This is a genomic window from Vibrio sp. 10N.247.311.49 (genome assembly GCF_041467655.1).
Lineage (GTDB): Bacteria > Pseudomonadota > Gammaproteobacteria > Enterobacterales > Vibrionaceae > Vibrio > Vibrio crassostreae_C.
The window spans coordinates 61,400-80,468 of the sequence record NZ_JBFSVA010000005.1 but is presented as its reverse complement, the minus strand read 5'-3'; the positions used below and the strand labels follow the sequence as shown (position 1 = coordinate 80,468).

Annotated in this window: 13 protein-coding genes; 7 read left to right on the top strand and 6 right to left on the bottom strand. The window is 45.3% G+C overall.

The genetic code is table 11. The annotated features are described in order from the left end of the window. Positions 1-224: 224 nt before the first annotated feature. A complete protein-coding gene (fdhF, locus tag AB6E54_RS07400; protein ID WP_372107052.1) occupies positions 225-4,454 on the top strand; it encodes a formate dehydrogenase subunit alpha in 4,230 nt (1,409 codons plus the stop codon). Between the two features lie 124 nt (positions 4,455-4,578). Here the strand turns inward: fdhF and AB6E54_RS07395 are convergent, their stop codons facing one another. From AB6E54_RS07395 to AB6E54_RS07370, 6 genes are all read right to left on the bottom strand, one after another. Next, positions 4,579-5,559: an alpha-L-glutamate ligase-like protein gene (locus AB6E54_RS07395; RefSeq protein ID WP_372107050.1), complete on the bottom strand. Its 981-nt coding sequence runs from the start codon at positions 5,557-5,559 to the stop codon at positions 4,579-4,581. 3 nt (positions 5,560-5,562) lie between these two features. Continuing rightward, positions 5,563-7,068 carry an inactive transglutaminase family protein gene (locus tag AB6E54_RS07390; protein ID WP_372107049.1) on the bottom strand — a complete coding sequence of 502 codons (1,506 nt, stop codon included), beginning with the start codon at positions 7,066-7,068 and terminating at the stop codon, positions 5,563-5,565. A 17-nt stretch (positions 7,069-7,085) separates the two neighbouring features. Further along, positions 7,086-7,826, bottom strand: coding sequence for an ATP-dependent zinc protease (locus AB6E54_RS07385; RefSeq protein ID WP_372107047.1), 741 nt, complete (start codon positions 7,824-7,826; stop codon positions 7,086-7,088). 288 nt (positions 7,827-8,114) lie between these two features. Next, a complete protein-coding gene (cmoB, locus tag AB6E54_RS07380) occupies positions 8,115-9,086 on the bottom strand; it encodes a tRNA 5-methoxyuridine(34)/uridine 5-oxyacetic acid(34) synthase CmoB (protein WP_009846365.1) in 972 nt (323 codons plus the stop codon). A gap of 238 nt (positions 9,087-9,324) precedes the next feature. After that, entirely contained in the window at positions 9,325-10,053 is a 729-nt protein-coding gene (cmoA, locus tag AB6E54_RS07375) for a carboxy-S-adenosyl-L-methionine synthase CmoA (protein WP_017062083.1), read from the bottom strand. 139 nt (positions 10,054-10,192) lie between these two features. Further along, on the bottom strand, positions 10,193-11,098 hold the full coding sequence (locus AB6E54_RS07370) for a DUF72 domain-containing protein (RefSeq protein ID WP_372107045.1): 906 nt from the start codon (positions 11,096-11,098) through the stop codon (positions 10,193-10,195). Positions 11,099-11,412: 314 nt separating this feature from the next. On the opposite strand from AB6E54_RS07370, the gene aspS reads away from it, so the two are divergent. The 6 genes from aspS to cydB all read left to right on the top strand — a co-directional run bounded on the left by aspS (position 11,413) and on the right by cydB (position 19,058). After that, a complete protein-coding gene (gene aspS, locus AB6E54_RS07365; RefSeq protein ID WP_372107044.1) occupies positions 11,413-13,191 on the top strand; it encodes an aspartate--tRNA ligase in 1,779 nt (592 codons plus the stop codon). A 172-nt stretch (positions 13,192-13,363) separates the two neighbouring features. After that, positions 13,364-13,885: a crossover junction endodeoxyribonuclease RuvC gene (gene ruvC, locus AB6E54_RS07360; protein WP_008219936.1), complete on the top strand. Its 522-nt coding sequence runs from the start codon at positions 13,364-13,366 to the stop codon at positions 13,883-13,885. Between the two features lie 153 nt (positions 13,886-14,038). Further along, positions 14,039-14,650 (top strand): Holliday junction branch migration protein RuvA, encoded by a 612-nt coding sequence (gene ruvA / locus AB6E54_RS07355; protein WP_017062079.1) that lies wholly within the window; start codon positions 14,039-14,041, stop codon positions 14,648-14,650. A gap of 103 nt (positions 14,651-14,753) precedes the next feature. After that, the gene (gene ruvB / locus AB6E54_RS07350) at positions 14,754-15,770 is read left to right on the top strand and encodes a Holliday junction branch migration DNA helicase RuvB (RefSeq protein WP_017062078.1); all 1,017 of its coding nucleotides are present in this window, start codon (positions 14,754-14,756) and stop codon (positions 15,768-15,770) included. A gap of 551 nt (positions 15,771-16,321) precedes the next feature. After that, complete coding sequence (cydA, locus tag AB6E54_RS07345) at positions 16,322-17,908, top strand: cytochrome ubiquinol oxidase subunit I (RefSeq protein WP_017062077.1); 1,587 nt, start codon at positions 16,322-16,324, stop codon at positions 17,906-17,908. A gap of 13 nt (positions 17,909-17,921) precedes the next feature. Continuing rightward, entirely contained in the window at positions 17,922-19,058 is a 1,137-nt protein-coding gene (gene cydB / locus AB6E54_RS07340; RefSeq protein ID WP_017062076.1) for a cytochrome d ubiquinol oxidase subunit II, read from the top strand. The last annotated feature ends 11 nt before the right edge of the window (positions 19,059-19,069 follow it).

Sequence of the window (19,069 nt, the reverse complement as noted above, 5' to 3'; positions counted from 1 at the left end):
CTTCTTCTACAGCAGAACCCCTCCCGCTTAATCCTTTCGTCGACACTGATAAGACCACTCATACATTATGGTTATTATCAATGGAACTTGTTTGAGGTCACACGCACAAAACCACAAATAATGTATGGTAATGACATAGATTTAATAATATTAATAATATTGTATTACTTAAATTTTAATTATTGATAACTCGCGTGTGCGAAAGGTAAAGGTAGGACTTAGGTATGATTCAAATCGTGATTGATGGGAAATATCGAATCGTCGAGCAAGGACAAACCGTTCTTGAAGCGGCAAAAACATGTGGTTTGGAAATCCCATCTTTATGTGGTTTGAACAAAACAGCGGATAAAGTGCCGTGTGATTTGTGTGTCGTTGAAGTTGATGGCGTTGGTGTTACTCGCTCTTGTGAGCTTGAAGTGTCTAATGGGTTGAATATTACCACTCAGTCAAAACAGTTAACGAATCATCGACAAGAAGCGTTGAATCGCATTATGACCGATCACTACGCTGACTGTGAGGCGCCATGCCAAACAGCCTGTCCTGCTGGGGTCGACATCCAATCTTACCTGCACCATATTGCTCAAAATGATCACATCAAAGCGATTGAAGTGATCAAAAAGACATTACCAATGCCGCTTTCAATTGGTCGTGTGTGTCCTGCTTTCTGTGAAACCGAATGTCGTCGTAACTTGGTTGATGAATCCATTGCGATTCGCCAACTCAAACGACACGCTGCCGACGCGGATTTAGCGACTCAAGAGAGCTACATGCCAGCTAAGAAACCGAATAAAGGCAAGAGTATTGCAATTGTCGGTAGTGGCCCCGGTGGGCTTACGGCGGGTTATTACCTATCTAACGAAGGCTATGATGTCAGTGTCTATGAGTCGATGCCGCAAGCGGGTGGTTGGCTGCGTTACGGTATCCCTGAATATCGCTTACCTAAGTCGATTCTAGATAAAGAAATCGAGTTGATGTGTCGCAACGGAATGGTGGTTGAGTGCGGTAAAAAACTCGGTGTTGATTTTACACTGTCTGATTTAAGTAACGATTTTGATGCGGTTTGTTTAGCCGTTGGTGCATCGCAAGCGGTCGAGATGAATTACCCGGGTAGCGAACTCGGAGGTTGTTATTTGGGTGTCGATTATCTGAAAGATTACGTGACCGATCAGCAGTACGTCACTGGTAAAAAGGTTGCCGTGATCGGTGGCGGTAATACAGCGATTGACTGTGCTCGAACCGCAGTTCGTGATGGCGCGGATACTACGCTGATTTATCGTCGTACTCGAGATGAGATGCCAGCAGAAGATTACGAAATCGAAGAAGCTGAACATGAGGGTGTGAAGTTCCACTTCTTAACCAACCCTGCAGAAAACATAGCCGATGAAAATGGTCATGTATCAGAAATACGATTAGAACGAATGGCTTTGGGTCCTGCTGATGCTTCAGGCCGCCGCAGCCCTAAACCAACTGGCGAGTTCTTTGTTGAAGCGTTTGATACGGTTATTGCTGCCGTGTCGCAAAAGCCTGATCTGAGCTTTATGGACAATGAAGCGATTGATATTCCTCTTACTCGTTGGAATACCGCAGATGCTGATCCACAAACCATGCATACCGGAACCGGAAATATTTTCAGTATTGGTGATTTCCGACGCGGCCCTGCAACCGCAGTCGAAGCGGTGGGGGATGGGCGTATTGCTGCACAAGCGATCGATCGCTTCTTCCACGGTGATATGGAAAATATTCCGGCCAAACCGTTTAACTCAAGAAAACACAAACAGCTCAAAGCGGTGGATCCTGAGCAATACCAGTCGATACAACGCATGGCTCGTAAGATCATGCCAGAACTAACGCCCGAGCAGCGTGAACAAAGCTTTGATGAAGTAGAAACAGGGTTTGATAATGCTGATGCAATAGCGGAAGCAGCAAGATGTCTAGAGTGTGGTTGCCAAGCCAATACCGATTGCGACCTACGAGACTACTCGACCGAATACAAAGCAACGCAAACGCATCCAGAGTACAAAATCGATGTGGCTTCGAATGAGAGTTGGCAGGCGATTCGTGCTGAAGAAGCGAAGGTCGGGTTAACAAGGCAAAAATTTTCGGTCGATGACAGTTCTGAGTTCATTATCTTTGACGCCAACCGCTGTATTAGTTGTGGCCAGTGTATTCAAGCATGTCGAGAACAGAATGTTCATGGCGTTCTAAGCTTCATGAATCAATCGGATGGCAAACCTGCATCAAGACCTGAATGTCGCCCTAACTTTGGGGCAGATAAGACCTTAATGGGCGACTCAAACTGCGTTCAATGTGGATCGTGTATTCAGGTGTGTCCAACCGGTGCAATGGTGGATGCTCGCGACAGAAAGCAGGGAGACACAGACGTACTCAAGAAAGTCGATACCATCTGCACCTATTGCGGTGTCGGCTGCAAGCTAACCATGCATATCGATGAGCAGAAAAACAAAATCCGCTATATCGAAGGCGGAGACTCTCCGGTTAATGAAGGCATGTTGTGTGTTAAGGGACGATTTGGCTTCGATTTTGTGGGCAGCGATGCGCGTTTAACCACACCATTAATTCGTAAAGATGGCTGGTTGCAACCTGCAAGTTGGGATGAGGCAGTTAAGCTTATTGCCGAGAAGTTTACTGCGATTAAGCAAGGCTTTGGCAGTAACGCTTTAGCGGGTTTCTCATCGGCGAAAACCACCAATGAAGATAACTATGCCTTCCAAAAATTCATACGTCGTGAACTCGGTACCAATAACGTCGATCACTGTGCGCGCCTTTGTCACGCATCTACTGTTACTGGTTTAGAGGCTTCGCTAGGTAGCGGGGCGATGACCAATGATATTCCAAGCATCAAGCACTCAGATGTGATCTTTATTATTGGCTCCGACACCACGTCAGCACACCCAATTATTGGCTCGCATATCAAGCAAGCTGTGAGACATGGTGGAGCGAGATTGATCGTTGCCGATCCAAAACGAATCGATAGTGCTGACCATGCTGAACTTTATTTAGCGCACCGACCGGGTACTGATGTAATGTTGATCAATGGTGTGATGCAGCAAATCATCAAACACGGTTGGTACGACCAAGAGTATATCGAAGACCGTGTGGATGGCTTTGATACCTTGCTTCAAGAGGTAATGTCACCAAGTTATTCACTAGACAAAGTGGAGCTGGTAACTGGCGTTAAAGCGGAAGACATCTTCGCAATGGCGCGATTGATTGGTACTGCAGAGCGTACAGCGGTGTACTACTCGATGGGCATTACGCAACATACCACTGGTCACGATAACGTTCGATCAATCGCTAACCTACAGCTCTTGTGTGGCAATATCGGAATTGAAGGCGGCGGTATCAACCCATTACGTGGTCAATCCAATGTTCAGGGTGCGTGTGACATGGGCGCATTGCCAAATAACCTTCCGGGTTATCAGAAAGTGTACAACCCAATGGTTCGTCAAAAGTTTGCGATGGAGTGGGGCGTTGCTGATTTGCCTGCTGAAACAGGGTTAACGCTGACCGAGATTATTGATGGGGCGTGTAATCGAGATGTGCGTGGTTTATATGTGATGGGTGAAAATCCTGTACTAAGCGATCCGAATCAAGCACACGTGATTGAAGGGCTTGAAGCGTTAGATTTCCTTGTGGTGCAAGACATCTTCTTAACCGAAACGGCGCAGTATGCCGATGTGGTTCTACCGTCTTGCTCGTTCGCCGAGAAGTCTGGTCACTTTACCAATACCGAGCGACGCGTTCAGCGTATCAACCCTGCGGTATTACCTCCAGGTGAAGCGAAAGAGGATTGGGTGATTATCCAGTTACTTGCGAATGCAATGGGTGGTGGTTGGAGCTACGATTCGGTTGCGGACATTACCAATGAGATTGCTCGCGTCACGCCACAATATGGTGGTTTACGTTGGGAAAACATCACGGTTAATGGCGTGCAATGGCCAAGCAATAAAAACAATCCTGATGGCACTCGTATTATGCACCAGACTCAGTTCACTCGTGGACGTGGTCAGATGGAAGCGATTCCGTTTCGATATGCAGCAGAGCTTCCGGATGAAGAGTATCCGTTAGTATTAACGACTGGGCGTATTCTAGAGCAGTTCCACACCGGAACCATGACACGTAAAACAAAAGGGTTGGATAACTTAGCAGGGCCGCGTGCCATGGTGAGTGTTCATGATGCTGAAGCGCTAGGTATCTCGAATGGTCAGATGCTTAAGGTCTCAACACGTCGTGGTGAAATCGAAATCGCGGCCTTTGTGACTAAACGAATGCAAAAGGGTGTGGTATTTATTCCATTCCATTTTGTTGAATCACCAGTTAACCGTTTGACTACCACAGCGACTGATCCACACGCGAAGATCCCTGAATTTAAGGTGGCGGCTGTGCGTATTGATCCTATTCGTGAGCCTGAGTGTGAAGTAACAGAGGCTTAATCATATTAGCTCGGTGAAGACGGCTGGCATTAAAAAGCCGCGTAACTCTCAGAGTTATGCGGCCTTTTTATCGAGCTAGATTCAGTATCAATAACTGAGTCGTTTCGCTTTAATTTAGATGAGCTTAGTTTTGAACAATTTCGCTACCGTGAACACCAAATTGCTTAGCAGCGTAGGCAACGCGCTCTGCTGGTTTTGGGTATTCAGCCGGTGTGCCCAGGTTTTCAATATGATGCAAGCGAGGTAATAAACCTGCGCCGTTTGCAATCTGTATTGCTAATCCAGGGCGAGCGTTTAGCTCCAGTACCATCGGGCCTTCTTCTTGGTCTAAAACCATGTCCGTACCCATGTAACCAAGGCCTGTCATTTCCCAAGCACTTGATGCAAGGGTCAGCAGTTTCTCCCAATGCGGCACCTGAAGTAGCGCCAACTCTTTACCCGTATCTGGGTGGTGTGTCACTGGATGGTCAAACTGAACCGCACGAACGGCCTTGCCGGTTGCGATACAAATACCGACACCCACAGCACCTTGGTGCAAGTTCGCCTTACCATCAGATGCGGAAGTGGATAGACGCATCATTGCCATTACAGGGTAGCCCTTGAATACAATGATTCGAACATCTGGCACACCCTCGTAACTGAAGCCGTCAAAACACTCATCGAACTTAATCAGGTTTTCAACTACAGCGACATCATTCTTACCACCGAGTGAGAAAAGGCCAGCTAGCGCGTTACTGATGTGGCGCTCTACATCTTCTTCATTAATGGTTGAACCGGATGGTTTGGTATAAACGCCGTCCTTATGAGAGGTCACAACAAGAATGCCTTTACCGCCACTACCTTGAGCTGGCTTGATTACAAAACCTGGCCACTCTTTAACCATCTTGTGGATTGTTTTTACTTCAGCTTGATGACCAATCACGCCAATCAACTTTGGTACGGTTGCACCTGCTTGTTCAGCAATGATCTTAGTCTTAAGCTTGTCATCAACCAGTGGATACTTGGAACGATCATTGTAGCGACCAATATAACTATGGTTACGCTTGTTCATCCCCATTATGCCTTTGTCTTTCAACTTAAACGGTGAAGTAAATTGATCAAACATAACTTAGTCCTCCGCTAGCGGTTTAAAGCGACGAAGCTCTGTTAGACGGTAGCCTGTATAGTTACCTAGTAGCAAGATGGTCGCTAGAATAACAAGCTGTAAACCAATAAAGTTAAACGTTAAGTGTTGAATGAATGGGTTAGTCATACCTAGGTAAACAAGAACCGCAGTAAATAGAGAGCCGCCGCCTTGCAGTACGACTTCTTTCGCACCTTCTTCTTCCCATAGGATAGACATACGTTCGATAGTCCAAGATAGGATAATCATAGGGAAGAACGTAATAGATAGACCTTCAGTCAGACCCACTTTAAACGCGACTACAGTAAACACAGAGATAATCATGATTACCGTGATGATTACGGCGGATATCCTGGCTACCAAGAGCAAGTTGAGTTTGGACAAGTAACTTCGAATAATCAGACCCGTACCTACAATAAGCAGGAAGCCAACAATACCCGTTACCAGTTGTGTTTGTACAAAGGCTACCGCAATCAGTACTGGCATGAACGTACCAGACGTTTTCAGGCCGATGATGACACGTAGGAACACAACAATCAGAGCACCGATAGGAATCAGCATGATGGTTTTAAACATCGCTTGCTCTTCTAACGGTAGGCTGTGAATTGAAAGGTTTAACAGTTGATCAGCAGAGACTTTACTATTGGTTGCTTCCGTTGGTGAAACCTCTTGAGCAATCATAGAGAAGTGAACTTTACTGTTCTGACCGCCAACAACATCCAGTAGAGAAACGTTTGATTCGTCCCAGATGAGTAGGTTTGGTTGGACTTGTTGTTCGCTTGATTCAGGAGAGAATAGAACCCACTCGTCGTTATCCCAGATCTGAATCATGTTTTGAATCGACTGACGACGACGACCATCTTCTAGCTCGATAACACCAACCACTTTGTTGTGTATTTTCGCCGCTGAAAGTAGCTTGTGTGTCGCTTCCACTTTGGTCATGTTGTTCAGAATCAGCGCTGAGTTTTGGCTGTCTGGATCATTAAGTGTTTTGATGAGCTCACGGGTAAAAGTGATATTGTCTGCAGAACGTTTTGTCGCTCTATCAATCAATGCAAGAGAAGCCGCTTCTTCAGGGCCGTCGAAGCTTGGTTGCGAGACTTCACCTTCTGGTGCGATAGCATCAACTTTTGCTTGGTTGTCGACTAGGAATTGTGTTTTGTAGTAGATGGTTTGAGGGCCATCTGCGTATCGAATAGACCACTCTGCGCGGCGACCTGATTCGGTATTCAAGTAAGAGATACCGTAACCCGGCGATGAAGCCGATTCGCCGATAAGTGTGTAGTTAGACTGAGTATGAGGAGCCGCTAAGGAAACTTTTGCTTCTTTGCCTACTGCGTTGAACTCGATGCGAGCTTCAACGTCCCAAACCTGTCTGGTTTCCCCTGGAGTCCAAGGTACACCGTAGGTCGTATGTCTGAACATACTCAGTGTTATACCTGCCACAATAAGCAGGAATATAGAGATATAAAATGGAATTCTTGACGTCATAGCTTACCCTACTATTGTTATTTAACTTCCGTTTGTACGTACTTTTTACTTACATCTACTAGCGCTATGTCTTTGATAAATTCGCGCCCTAGTAACACAGGGTGACTCATTTGAGAGCGATCCGCCAATGTAAATTGCGCTTTTTCATGGATTTTTCCAACTTTCACCCATAATTCGATCACAGCTCGACGTTCTGCTTGATCATTGGTTGATTGACGGATTTTTACATAACGTACAACAGGCGCTTCAATCCATTTCTGGTCTTCTTTAGCTTGGGCTTTGTCGTCTAGGTGAAATTTAACCCAGTTCTTGCCGTTACGTTCGAATTCTTTGATATCGACAGCGTTTAAAGAAGAGGTGGTTGCACCTGTATCAACACGAGCATCAAAGCTTTGCTTGATAGAGTCGATAAACACTTTTTCGATGCCGCCAAGGATAGTCGGTTGTGAGGTAGGAGCGATAGGAGCCGCTGCAACTGCCACGGGTTCTTCTTCCTCTAGCTCTTCAATGACTTTGTGTTCCATGCTTGTTAGATGAACATCTAACTGATTTGAAAGGGTGATGATTTCGTCTTCTAAGCTTTCAATGTAATCACTTTGATTACTGACTTGCAGTTCAAGATTTTGAACCTTATTTGCGATGTTTGTCTCTGAGCGGGCAATAGCATCGAGAGTTTCTTGGTGGTAGGCAGCACCGTTAGTAAGGGTACAACCAGAGAGCAAACCAACCGCCACAATAGGCGATAATCGCTTAAACATAAAAAAACCTTTGGAAATTAGAGAATAGTTCAGACTATTTAGAAGTTTAGCCCACAAAAAAGGATGCGTGAAGCATCCTATTGTAAGAGTCTGGTCATATTGAATCGCAATGTGAGCGCTACGCCAATTATTGTAATTTTAAATAGCTCACTTATTAAGCATAAGTCAATTTTTGTTCAATTTGCGCGCATTTTTGTGAAAGCTCACAGCGAAGCAAAAGGTGGCGCTGTAGCCACCAAAAAGCCATTACTCTGTTATCGGCTAAATAATGGCTTTCGGGCATCACATTTATGGCTTGGTCGCCACAAGAATGGCACGTCTTGGTGCTGGGTGACCTTCAACCGTTTTACTTGGATCATTCGGGTCTAAGTAATCTGGTAGAGAGTTGTGTGTCATCCATTCTGTCGTGCGTTGCTCGCCGATTGTCGTGACATTCTCATCCACGATGCGCACGTCTTCAAAGCCGACCTGTTCAAGCCAGCGTTTCAGAGCTCGAGCAGAGGGGAAGAAGTACACGTTTCTCATCTGCGCGTAACGGTCAACAGGAACCAGAACTGCATTTTCATCGCCTTCAATCACTAAGGTTTCAAGCACTAATTCACCGCCAGACACCAATTGGTCTTTCAGTTGAATCAAGTGATCAAGCGGAGAGCGACGGTGGTATAGCACGCCCATGCTGAATACAGTGTCGTACGCTTCCAGTTTTGGTAGTTGTTCAATACCTAGAGGTAAAAGGTGCGCACGTTGGTCATCGCCCATCAACTTACGGATCGCTTCAAACTGAACCAAGAAAAGGTGAGAAGGGTCGATACCTACTGTAAGACGAGCGCCTTCGCCAAGCATGCGCCACATGTGGTAACCATTGCCACAACCTACATCGAGCACAGAACGGTTTTTAAGTGGTGAGATATGTGGAAGCACACGATCCCATTTCCAGTCACTGCGCCATTCTGTATCGATATGAATGTCGTGAACCGTGTAAGGACCTTTTCTCCAAGGGTGGAAAGTCTTTAGCAAGCTTTCTAACTTTTTAAGTTCACCCGTGTGGAACGGTGTAGAGCTGCCAATGGTCACTGAGTTTTTCAGATCAACTTGGTCAGGCACACCTTGTGGAATCTTGTTCAATGCACGTAACCAGCGGTCGAAGTCACCGTGCTCTGCATTTTGCCAATCCGTCAGCTGTTGAGGAAGAACATTTAGCCACGGCTGAAGGCGAGTATCTTGGGCAATAAGTTGATAAAAATTGGCAAAATTAAACATTAGAACAAGTTCCTAAATTTTATTACTCGATACTATCGTCATCCTCGAACGCGAGTCGACGAGTGCATCGGGGATCTATAAATAGATGCTAGAGTGTTTTGTTAAGGGGCGCTTTCTGAGTCGCTCGACACTCATAAAAATACTAGTGATTAAGGTAAAGCTAAAAAGAGAGATTCCCTATCACGTTTATCCCTCACAGTAGGGAATGACGGGTATCATTCAGTATCACTTAGCTAGACTATTTAATAGCAAACATCGAACCAAAGTTGAAACACTGGAACCACACTTCGCTGCTTGAGAAGCCAATCTTATCAAAGCGCTCTCTGTGCACAGGGATAGAATCAGGACGCATCACGTTTTCAATCGCACTACGTTTTTGGCTCACTTCTAGCTCGCTGTATCCGTTAGCACGCTTAAAATCATGGTGCAGGTCGATAAGAAGTTCATTTGAGCTTTCGTCTTCGAAGACGTATTTTTCTGACAGGATTAAGATGCCGCCAGGGCGCAAGCCTGCGTGAATTTTCTCAAGCAAAGCGTATCGGTCGTCTGGAGACAAAAATTGCAGCGTAAAGTTAAGCACCACAACAGACGCGTCTTTGATTTCTACTTCACGAATATCGGCTTCGATCACTTCTACTGGCGTGTCACTGCGGTAAGCGTTAACGTGCAATTTACAGCGCTCAACCATGGCTTCTGAATTATCGATCGCGAAAATTGTGCAACCTTCTTGTTGGATGTGGCGACGCATTGAAAGCGTTGCTGCACCTAGAGAACAACCAAGGTCGTAAATATTTGAATGCGGCTTTACGAAGCGCTCTGCCAGCATGCCGATTGCGGAGATGATGTTGCTATAACCAGGCACCGAGCGTTGAATCATATCCGGAAATACTTCAGCAACCCTTGCATCAAAGGTGAAGTCTCCAATTTTATCAATAGGAGCGGAAAAGATATTGTCTGTGTTGCTCATGGCATTCTCTCTCGACAGTCAGCGTAATTGGCACAAAATTCGTACCAAATAAAAGGGGACGTATTTTACGTAAAAAAAGGACTGCTGTCACGAAAACTGAGATTACTACTTAGGATTGCGACCAGATGTTCAAGAGGACTTAAAACATCGAGATTTGATGGTTGCCTTTCTGAGCTGGAAACTGAGCAAGATCGGGCAATATTAATGACATATTTTCAGATACTTGCTTTTGCAATAGCTCGTAAATAGCCATTGCGAGTTCAGGTGCGTGGTTATTGTCTGGGGTGTGGATCATTAAATAGGGCTGCTTGCCTTCATTAAGCCAGTTTGGGATTTTGGCAAACCAAGGCTTAAAAAACTCAATATTAGGTTCTTGGTCTGGGTGACCAATAAATCGAATCATCGGGTTATTGGCGGTAGCAATTGCATGAACAGGAACACGCGGTTTTTTCTGATGCGCATCGATCACCGCTTCTGTGGTGGGTGGCGCAGAGAAAACGGGGCGGCTGTCCATAATGATGCGATTGATGCCTTCCTCAACCAGCCATTGGTTGAAGCGTTTTTCCGCATCGCCCTTATCAAAGAAACCTAAGTGTCGAACTTCGACGCCAAGCTGCATATCTTTTGGGAATAAGGTGCAAAACTTTTGTAGGGCAGGCAGCATGCTGGGCTCAAAACTGTGCGGCAGCTGAATCGTCCATTGACCAATACGGTCATGCAGTGGCGACATAGTCATCAAGAACTCTTTGAGTTCGGCTTGGCAGTGTCTCAGTTGTTGCTGGTGGGTGATGAATTTGGGCAATTTGAAGGTGAACTTGAAATCATCGTGACTGGCGGCTTTCCAATTGTGAACGGTAGACATACTTGGCGTAGCGTAAAAGGTGGTGTTGCCCTCAACGGTATGGAAAACTTGGGTGTATTTTTCCAAGCGTTCGGCAGGCTTGGTGCCTTTACCGTAGAACTGACTTTGCCACTCAGAATGAGACCACATAGTTAATCCAAGTCTTAGAGGTAAAGTTTCTGTTGTTATTACACGATTATCCATCTATTACACCGTTATCCATCACGCCATCAGTCATTACAAAAAGTTTTTGGGTTGAAACGAAAATCTACTTTACGAGAGTTTTGCTGATTAAGGTACTTTCGAGATATAATTATCGCAATTTTTTCGGTTTTGATGAATCTTTGCGCACTTGATGGGCTAAAAAGCAGCAAAGCCAGATAAAACACAATAAATTCGAATGTGGAAGGTCGATTTTAAGCGAGTTTCCGCGTATAAATGTTCCTTTGCTCTGTTGTGTGGAATGACCACTGACAGCTTGGAAATTAGTAAATAATTAAGAGATTGGGAAATTCATTATGCGTACCCATTACTGTGGTAACCTGAACAAGTCCCTGGCGGGACAAACTGTAGAATTGTGCGGCTGGGTAAACCGTCGCCGTGATTTAGGCGGTCTTATCTTTATTGATATGCGTGATCGTGAAGGCATCGTTCAGGTTGTTGTCGATCCAGATATGAAAGATATCTTCCCGATCGCTAACCAACTGCGTAATGAATTCTGTATCAAGTTTACTGGTGAAGTACGAGTTCGTCCGGACAGCCAAGTAAATAAAGACATGGCTACTGGTGAAGTAGAGCTTTACGCGACGGGTCTAGAGATCATCAACCGTTCAGAAGCGCTTCCACTAGACTTCAACCAAACGAACTCTGAAGAGCAGCGTCTTAAGTACCGTTACATCGATCTTCGTCGTCCAGAAATGAGCGACCGTATCAAGCTTCGTGCACGCGCTTCTAGCTTCGTTCGTCGTTTCCTTGATGAGAACCTATTCCTAGACATCGAAACGCCAGTATTAACTAAAGCGACGCCAGAAGGTGCTCGTGACTACCTAGTACCAAGCCGTGTTCACAAAGGCAGCTTCTACGCGCTTCCTCAATCTCCTCAGCTGTTCAAACAACTGCTGATGATGTCTGGTTTTGATCGTTACTACCAAATCGTTAAATGTTTCCGTGATGAAGATTTACGTGCTGACCGTCAGCCTGAATTTACTCAGATCGATATCGAAACATCGTTCATGTCTTCTCAAGAAGTACGTAACATCACTGAAAAGCTAGTTCACGATATGTGGAAAGAGCTTCTAGATGTTGAACTAGGTCAATTCCCAGTAATGCCTTTCTCTGAAGCGATTCGTCGTTTCGGTTCTGATAAGCCAGATCTACGTAACCCACTAGAGCTAGTGGACGTTGCTGACTTGGTTAAAGATGTTGAATTCAAGGTATTCTCTGGCCCAGCTAACGACGAAAAAGGTCGCGTAGCAGTTATCCGTGTTCCAGGTGGTGCTAAGCTAACTCGTAAGCAAATCGACGGCTACGCTGAACACGTAAACATCTACGGCGCGAAAGGCCTAGCTTGGATGAAGGTTAACGACCGTGCTGCAGGCATGGAAGGTATTCAATCTCCAGTTGCTAAATTCCTAAGCGAAGACGTAATCAACGGTATTCTAGATCGTACTCAAGCTGAATCTGGCGATATCATTCTGTTCGGCGCAGACAAAGCGGGCATCGTTGCTGAAGCAATGGGCGCACTTCGTCTTAAACTAGGTACGGATCTAGAGCTAACAGACACATCTGCATGGGCTCCACTGTGGGTTGTTGACTTCCCAATGTTCGAAGAAGACGGCGAAGGTAACCTACACGCAATGCACCACCCATTCACATCACCACTAGGTGTGAACGCGGAAGAGCTAAAAGCGAACCCAGCAGCAGCAAATTCTGATGCATACGACATGGTAATCAACGGCTACGAAGTAGGCGGCGGTTCTGTACGTATCCACAACGCAGAAATGCAAACAGCGGTATTTGGTATCCTAGGTATCGAAGCACAAGAGCAACAAGAGAAGTTCGGCTTCCTACTTGAAGCGCTTAAGTACGGCACGCCACCGCACGCTGGTCTAGCATTCGGTCTTGACCGTCTAGCAATGCTGCTTTGCGGTACTGAGAACATCCGTGACGTTATCGCATTTCCGAAAACAACAGCTGCAGCATGTCTACTGACAGACGCGCCAAGCCTAGCGAACCCAGCATCACTGGAAGAGCTAGCAATCGCAGTTAAATTGGCAGAGAAAAAAGAGCAAGCGTAAGCCTGTTATCTTTTCTTGTTGATGAAGAGATCCTAGTTGATAGAGAGCTCTCAATTAATTAGCCAAGACTTGCCAGTAAATTAGAGAATGCCCGTTAATTTGACGGGCATTTTTTTTTGCGTTCGATATACTAAGCTCATAAAGCATGTATAAATAATCAGTATTTGAAGTTATGTCTATTATCTTAGGGATTGACCCTGGCTCACGCATTACCGGTTACGGTGTTATTCGTCAAAATGGTCGCCATCTATATTACTTAGGTAGCGGTTGTATTCGCACCTCTGAAAAAGAACTGCCGGGCCGACTCAAACAAATCTACGCCGGTGTGAGCGAAATCATCACTCAGTTTCAACCGGATGTGTTTGCGATAGAACAGGTCTTCATGGCGAAGAATGCGGATTCTGCACTTAAGCTGGGACAAGCGCGTGGCAGTGCGATAGTGGCAGCGGTAAATGCTGATCTCCCCGTTCATGAATATGCGGCTCGTCTAATCAAACAAGCGGTGACAGGCAATGGTGGTGCAGATAAGTCGATGGTTCAGAACATGGTGATGAGCATGCTTAAGTTACCCGCTAAACCACAGGCCGATGCTGCCGATGCTCTAGGCGTAGCGATCACTCACGCCAACACCAATAAAACTTTGATAGCGCTTGCGGGTAAAGCAACAGGAGCAAGAAAAGGGCGTTACCGATAACCATAGGCTATGGCGTTTCTGAAGACAGAATCATTCGGTTTCTTAAGCTAAGCAAGCTTAAATAAATCATCTTAATAAACACAAAGAACTGGATAAGCATCCAGTTCTTTTATATTCTGTCCCTCAAATTATATTCCATCAAGAGAGTGAATTGTGATCGGACGTCTACGCGGTACATTAATAGAAAAACAGCCACCAGAATTACTAATCGAAGTGAGTGGCGTTGGCTATGAAGTTCAAATGCCAATGAGCTGTTTTTACGAATTACCAAACGTGGGCGAAGAGGCAATCATCTACACGCACTTTGTTGTACGTGAAGATGCGCAGCTACTTTATGGTTTTAACACGGTTAAAGAGCGTGCGCTGTTCCGTGAAGTGATCAAAGCGAACGGTGTGGGCCCTAAGCTAGGCCTTGGCATTCTTTCAGGCATGACGGCTAGCCAGTTTGTTCAAAGTGTTGAACGTGAAGACATCTCGACGCTGGTTAAACTTCCGGGTGTGGGTAAGAAAACCGCTGAACGTCTGGTTGTTGAAATGAAAGACCGCCTGAAAGGGTGGGGCGCGGGTGACTTGTTTACTCCAGCGACAGATGCAGCTCCGATTGATTCTATGCCAACCGTTCACGACGCGGAAGAAGAAGCGGTAAGTGCGCTACTTGCATTAGGCTACAAGCCGACTCAAGCTTCCAAGGTGGTTTCTCAAGTGGCTAAAGATGGCATGACCAGCGAACAGTTGATTCGCGAAGCTCTGAAATCGATGGTTTAATACCCAATATACTTGTTCGACAAAATAGACTCATTCACTTTGCCTTTACACAGAGTCAAGAAGCGCAGAGTCAACAAGAGCATAGTTAGGAATAGCAGAATTTATGATTGAAGCCGATCGCCTTATTGCACCGGATAACCCAGTATTCAAAGATGAAGATGTCATTGATCGTGCAATACGCCCTAAAGCACTGGCTGACTATCAAGGTCAGGATCACGTTCGTGGCCAGATGGAGATTTTCATCAAAGCGGCACAACTGCGTAACGAGGCGCTCGACCATCTGTTGATATTTGGCCCTCCAGGCTTGGGTAAAACCACGTTGGCGAACATTGTTGCCAATGAGATGGATGTCAACATTCGTACGACTTCAGGCCCTGTTCTAGAAAAAGCAGGCGACCTAGCGGCGTTACTGACCAATCTCGAAGAAAATGATGTCCTGTTCATTGATGAGATTCACCGTTTAAGCCCTGTGGTTGAAGAGGTGTTGTACCCTGCAATGGAAGACTACCAATTAGATATCATGATTGGTGAAGGCCCAGCGGCACGCTCTATCAAGATTGACCTTCCTCCTTTTACTTTGATTGGCGCAACCACTCGTGCTGGCTCACTGACATCGCCGTTACGTGACCGTTTTGGTATTACTCAGCGTCTTGAGTACTACAAGGTTGAAGATCTACAAAACATCGTTCAGCGCAGTGCAGATTGCCTTGGTCTTTCTATGGAGTCCGAAGGGGCGCTAGAAGTTGCTCGCCGAGCTCGTGGTACGCCACGTATTGCTAACCGTCTACTGCGCCGTGTTCGTGATTATGCGGAAGTAAAAGGCGACGGGCATATTTGTCCGGAGGTTGCTGACAAAGCGCTAAACATGTTGGATGTCGATGCTAAAGGTTTCGACTACATGGATAGAAAGCTTCTGCTGGCGATTATGGAGAAGTTTGGTGGTGGTCCGGTAGGTATCGACAACATGGCTGCCGCGATTGGTGAAGAGAGAGACACTATTGAAGATGTGTTAGAACCTTACTTGATTCAACAAGGTTACCTACAAAGGACGCCAAGAGGTCGAATCGCGACCGACAGAGCGTATTTACACTTTGGAATAGATAAACCCTCCAATCGTTAAATTATTCATTTTTAAAGATCCCAGTTGCATAAGCGCTGGTTTTTTTGCTTTTTACTGAATAACAACTCTTTGAGCGAGTCGATAAAAAGATCGAAAAGGGAGCTTCAAAAATGGAAACTTTGATTTCAGGTTTGATTTAGATAACAGGAAATGAAATAAGTTGTCATATTTTTTGTTAATACTTTATAGGTAGTTGTAATTCGGATGTTGAGGCGGTGCTGAGCATTTGTCACAGATATCATGCGCTGTTATTAAGACAAGCATAATTGGTGTGATTTTAATCATAATTGTACAAAAATAACTCTAATTTGCTCAAATAAATTTGATACAAATCAACGCAGGGTTCTCCCATAAACCTTTTGAAACATACTGATTTTACCAGTAATATTAGCGCCAGCTATATTAGCTCATGCTTAACAATAATCTAACTATAACGGTACGTTTTTGCTACAAATTTCAATTTGTAATAACAATTACATAAATTGTTTTAACATGGATTTTTGCGGTGAATAATCACACAAGTGTCATTCAGCCGACACAAAGGAGTTACCATGATTGATGTTGTTGATCTGTCGCGATTGCAGTTTGCATTTACAGCGATGTATCACTTCCTATTTGTTCCACTGACTTTAGGTATGGCATTTCTACTTGCCATTATGGAGTCAGTTTATGTAATGACTGGCAAGCAAATTTACAAGGACATGACCAAGTTCTGGGGTAAATTGTTTGGTATTAACTTTGCTCTTGGTGTAGCGACAGGCTTAACCATGGAGTTCCAGTTTGGTACTAACTGGTCTTACTATTCTCACTATGTTGGCGACATTTTTGGTGCTCCGCTAGCTATCGAAGCGCTTGTTGCATTCTTCCTAGAGTCTACTTTTGTTGGCCTATTCTTCTTCGGTTGGGACAGACTGTCAAAGCGTCAGCACTTAGCGGTAACTTGGTTAGTAGCACTTGGCTCTAACTTCTCTGCGCTTTGGATCTTGGTAGCAAACGGCTGGATGCAAAACCCAGTGGGTGCGGAATTTAACTTTGAAACTATGCGTATGGAAATGGTGAGCTTCGCTGAAGTTGTACTAAACCCAGTAGCACAAGTTAAATTCGTACACACAGTAGCGTCTGGTTACACAACGGGTGCAATGTTCATCCTTGGTATCAGCTCATACTACATTCTTAAAGGTCGTGACCTTGCCTTTGCTCGTCGCTCTTTCGCGATTGCAGCGTCTTTCGGTATGGCGGCGATCTTGTCAGTAATCGTACTAGGTGATGAATCTGGTTACGAGCTTGGTGAAGTTCAAAAAGTGAAGCTCGCTGCTGTAGAAGCGGAATGGCACACTGAAGAAGCACCAGCCGCATTTACTGTTTTTGGTATTCCGAACCAAGAGACAATGAATACTGACTACGCAATTAAAATTCCTTACGTAATGGGTATCATCGCAACGCGTTCGCTTGATACTGAAGTAACGGGCCTACGTGACCTACGTGATGACCACGTTGATCGTATCCGTACTGGTATGTACGCGTACGAGCTGCTTGAAAAGCTACGTGCAGGCGATAAGTCTGAAGAAAACATGGCTGCGTTCGACGAAGTGAAAGGTGACCTAGGTTACGGCTTGCTTCTTAAGCGCTACACAGACGACGTTGTTGATGCAACTGAAGACCAAATCCAAATGGCTGCGGATGATTCTATCCCAACAGTTTGGCCTCTATTCTGGTCATTCCGTCTGATGGTTGCTTGTGGCTTCATCATGCTGTTTGTATTCGGTGCTGCGTTTGTTCAAACGTGTCGTCAGAAAATCGAACAGAAACCATGGGTACTTAAAGCTGCGCTATTCTCAATCCCACTTCCTTGGATTGCGATTGAAGCAGGTTGGTTCGTTGCTGAGTTTGGTCGTCAACCATGGGCGGTTGGTGAAATCCTACCGGTTAACGTTGCTGCATCAGCACTGACTATTGAACAGCTTTGGACTTCTCTATTCGCTATCCTGGCACTTTACACAGTGTTCTTGATTGCTGAAGTTTACCTAATGCTGAAATTCGCACGTAAAGGTCCAAGTAGCTTGAAGACAGGCCGTTACCACTTCGAACAAAACGATAACTCTGTTGAAGACAAAGTTAGCCGTTCAGTTGAAGTATAAGTGAGGGAATATTATGTTTGATTACGAAAGCTTACGACTTATTTGGTGGGTATTGATCGGTGTTCTACTGGTTGGTTTCGCCGTAACTGATGGCTTTGATATGGGTGTTGCCGCTCTGTCACCTGTTATCGGTAAGAGCGACACTGAACGTCGTATTATGCTAAACACGATTGCCCCTCACTGGGATGGTAACCAAGTTTGGCTTATCACTGCGGGTGGTGCATTGTTTGCTGCATGGCCACTGGTTTACGCGACGTCTTTCTCTGGTTTTTACTTCGCAATGTACGTAACGCTAGCTGCACTTTGGTTACGTCCACTTGCTCTTGACTACCGTTCAAAGATCGAAGATCCAAAATGGCGCAAAACTTGGGACTACGCACTTTGCTTTAGTGGCGCAGTACCACCAATCATTTTCGGTGTGGCATTTGGTAACCTACTACAAGGTGTTCCATTTGAACTGAACGAATTTATGATGTCTAAGTACCATGGTACGTTCTTCGCTCTGCTTAACCCATTTGCATTGCTTTGTGGTGTGTTGGCTCTGATGTTGTTCGTGATGCAAGGTGCAACATGGCTTCAAATGAAGACAACAGAAGCGCTGCACGCTCGTGCTCGTAACGTTGCTCAGATCACTGGCCTAATTGCTATTGCTCTATTCGTTATTGGTGGTTTCTGGGTTCAATCTATCGAAGGCTATGTAATTACGAGCACTATCGATACGTTTGCTGACTCAAACCCACTAAACAAAGAAGTATCACTTCAAGTGGGTGCTTGGATGACAAACTTCGAAACTTATCCAGCAATGTGGGCTGCGCCGATCCTTGGTGTAGCAATGCCACTGCTTGCTGTGATTGCATCTCGCTTTGAGCGTGGTGGTTTCGCATTCTTGTTCTCAAGCCTATCGAACGCTGGTGTTATTCTAACGGCTGGTTTTGCAATGTTCCCATTCGTAATGCCATCAAGCCTGAACCCTAACCAAAGCTTGACTATGTGGGATTCAACAGCGAGTGAGCTAACGCTTGGTCTTATGACTGTCGTTGCGGCGGTAATGGTTCCTGTGATTCTTGGCTACACAACTTGGACATACTACAAAATGTTCGGTCGTCTAGATAAGAAACACATCGAAGATAACGACGTTTCAGCTTACTAAGCTAGAAGTGA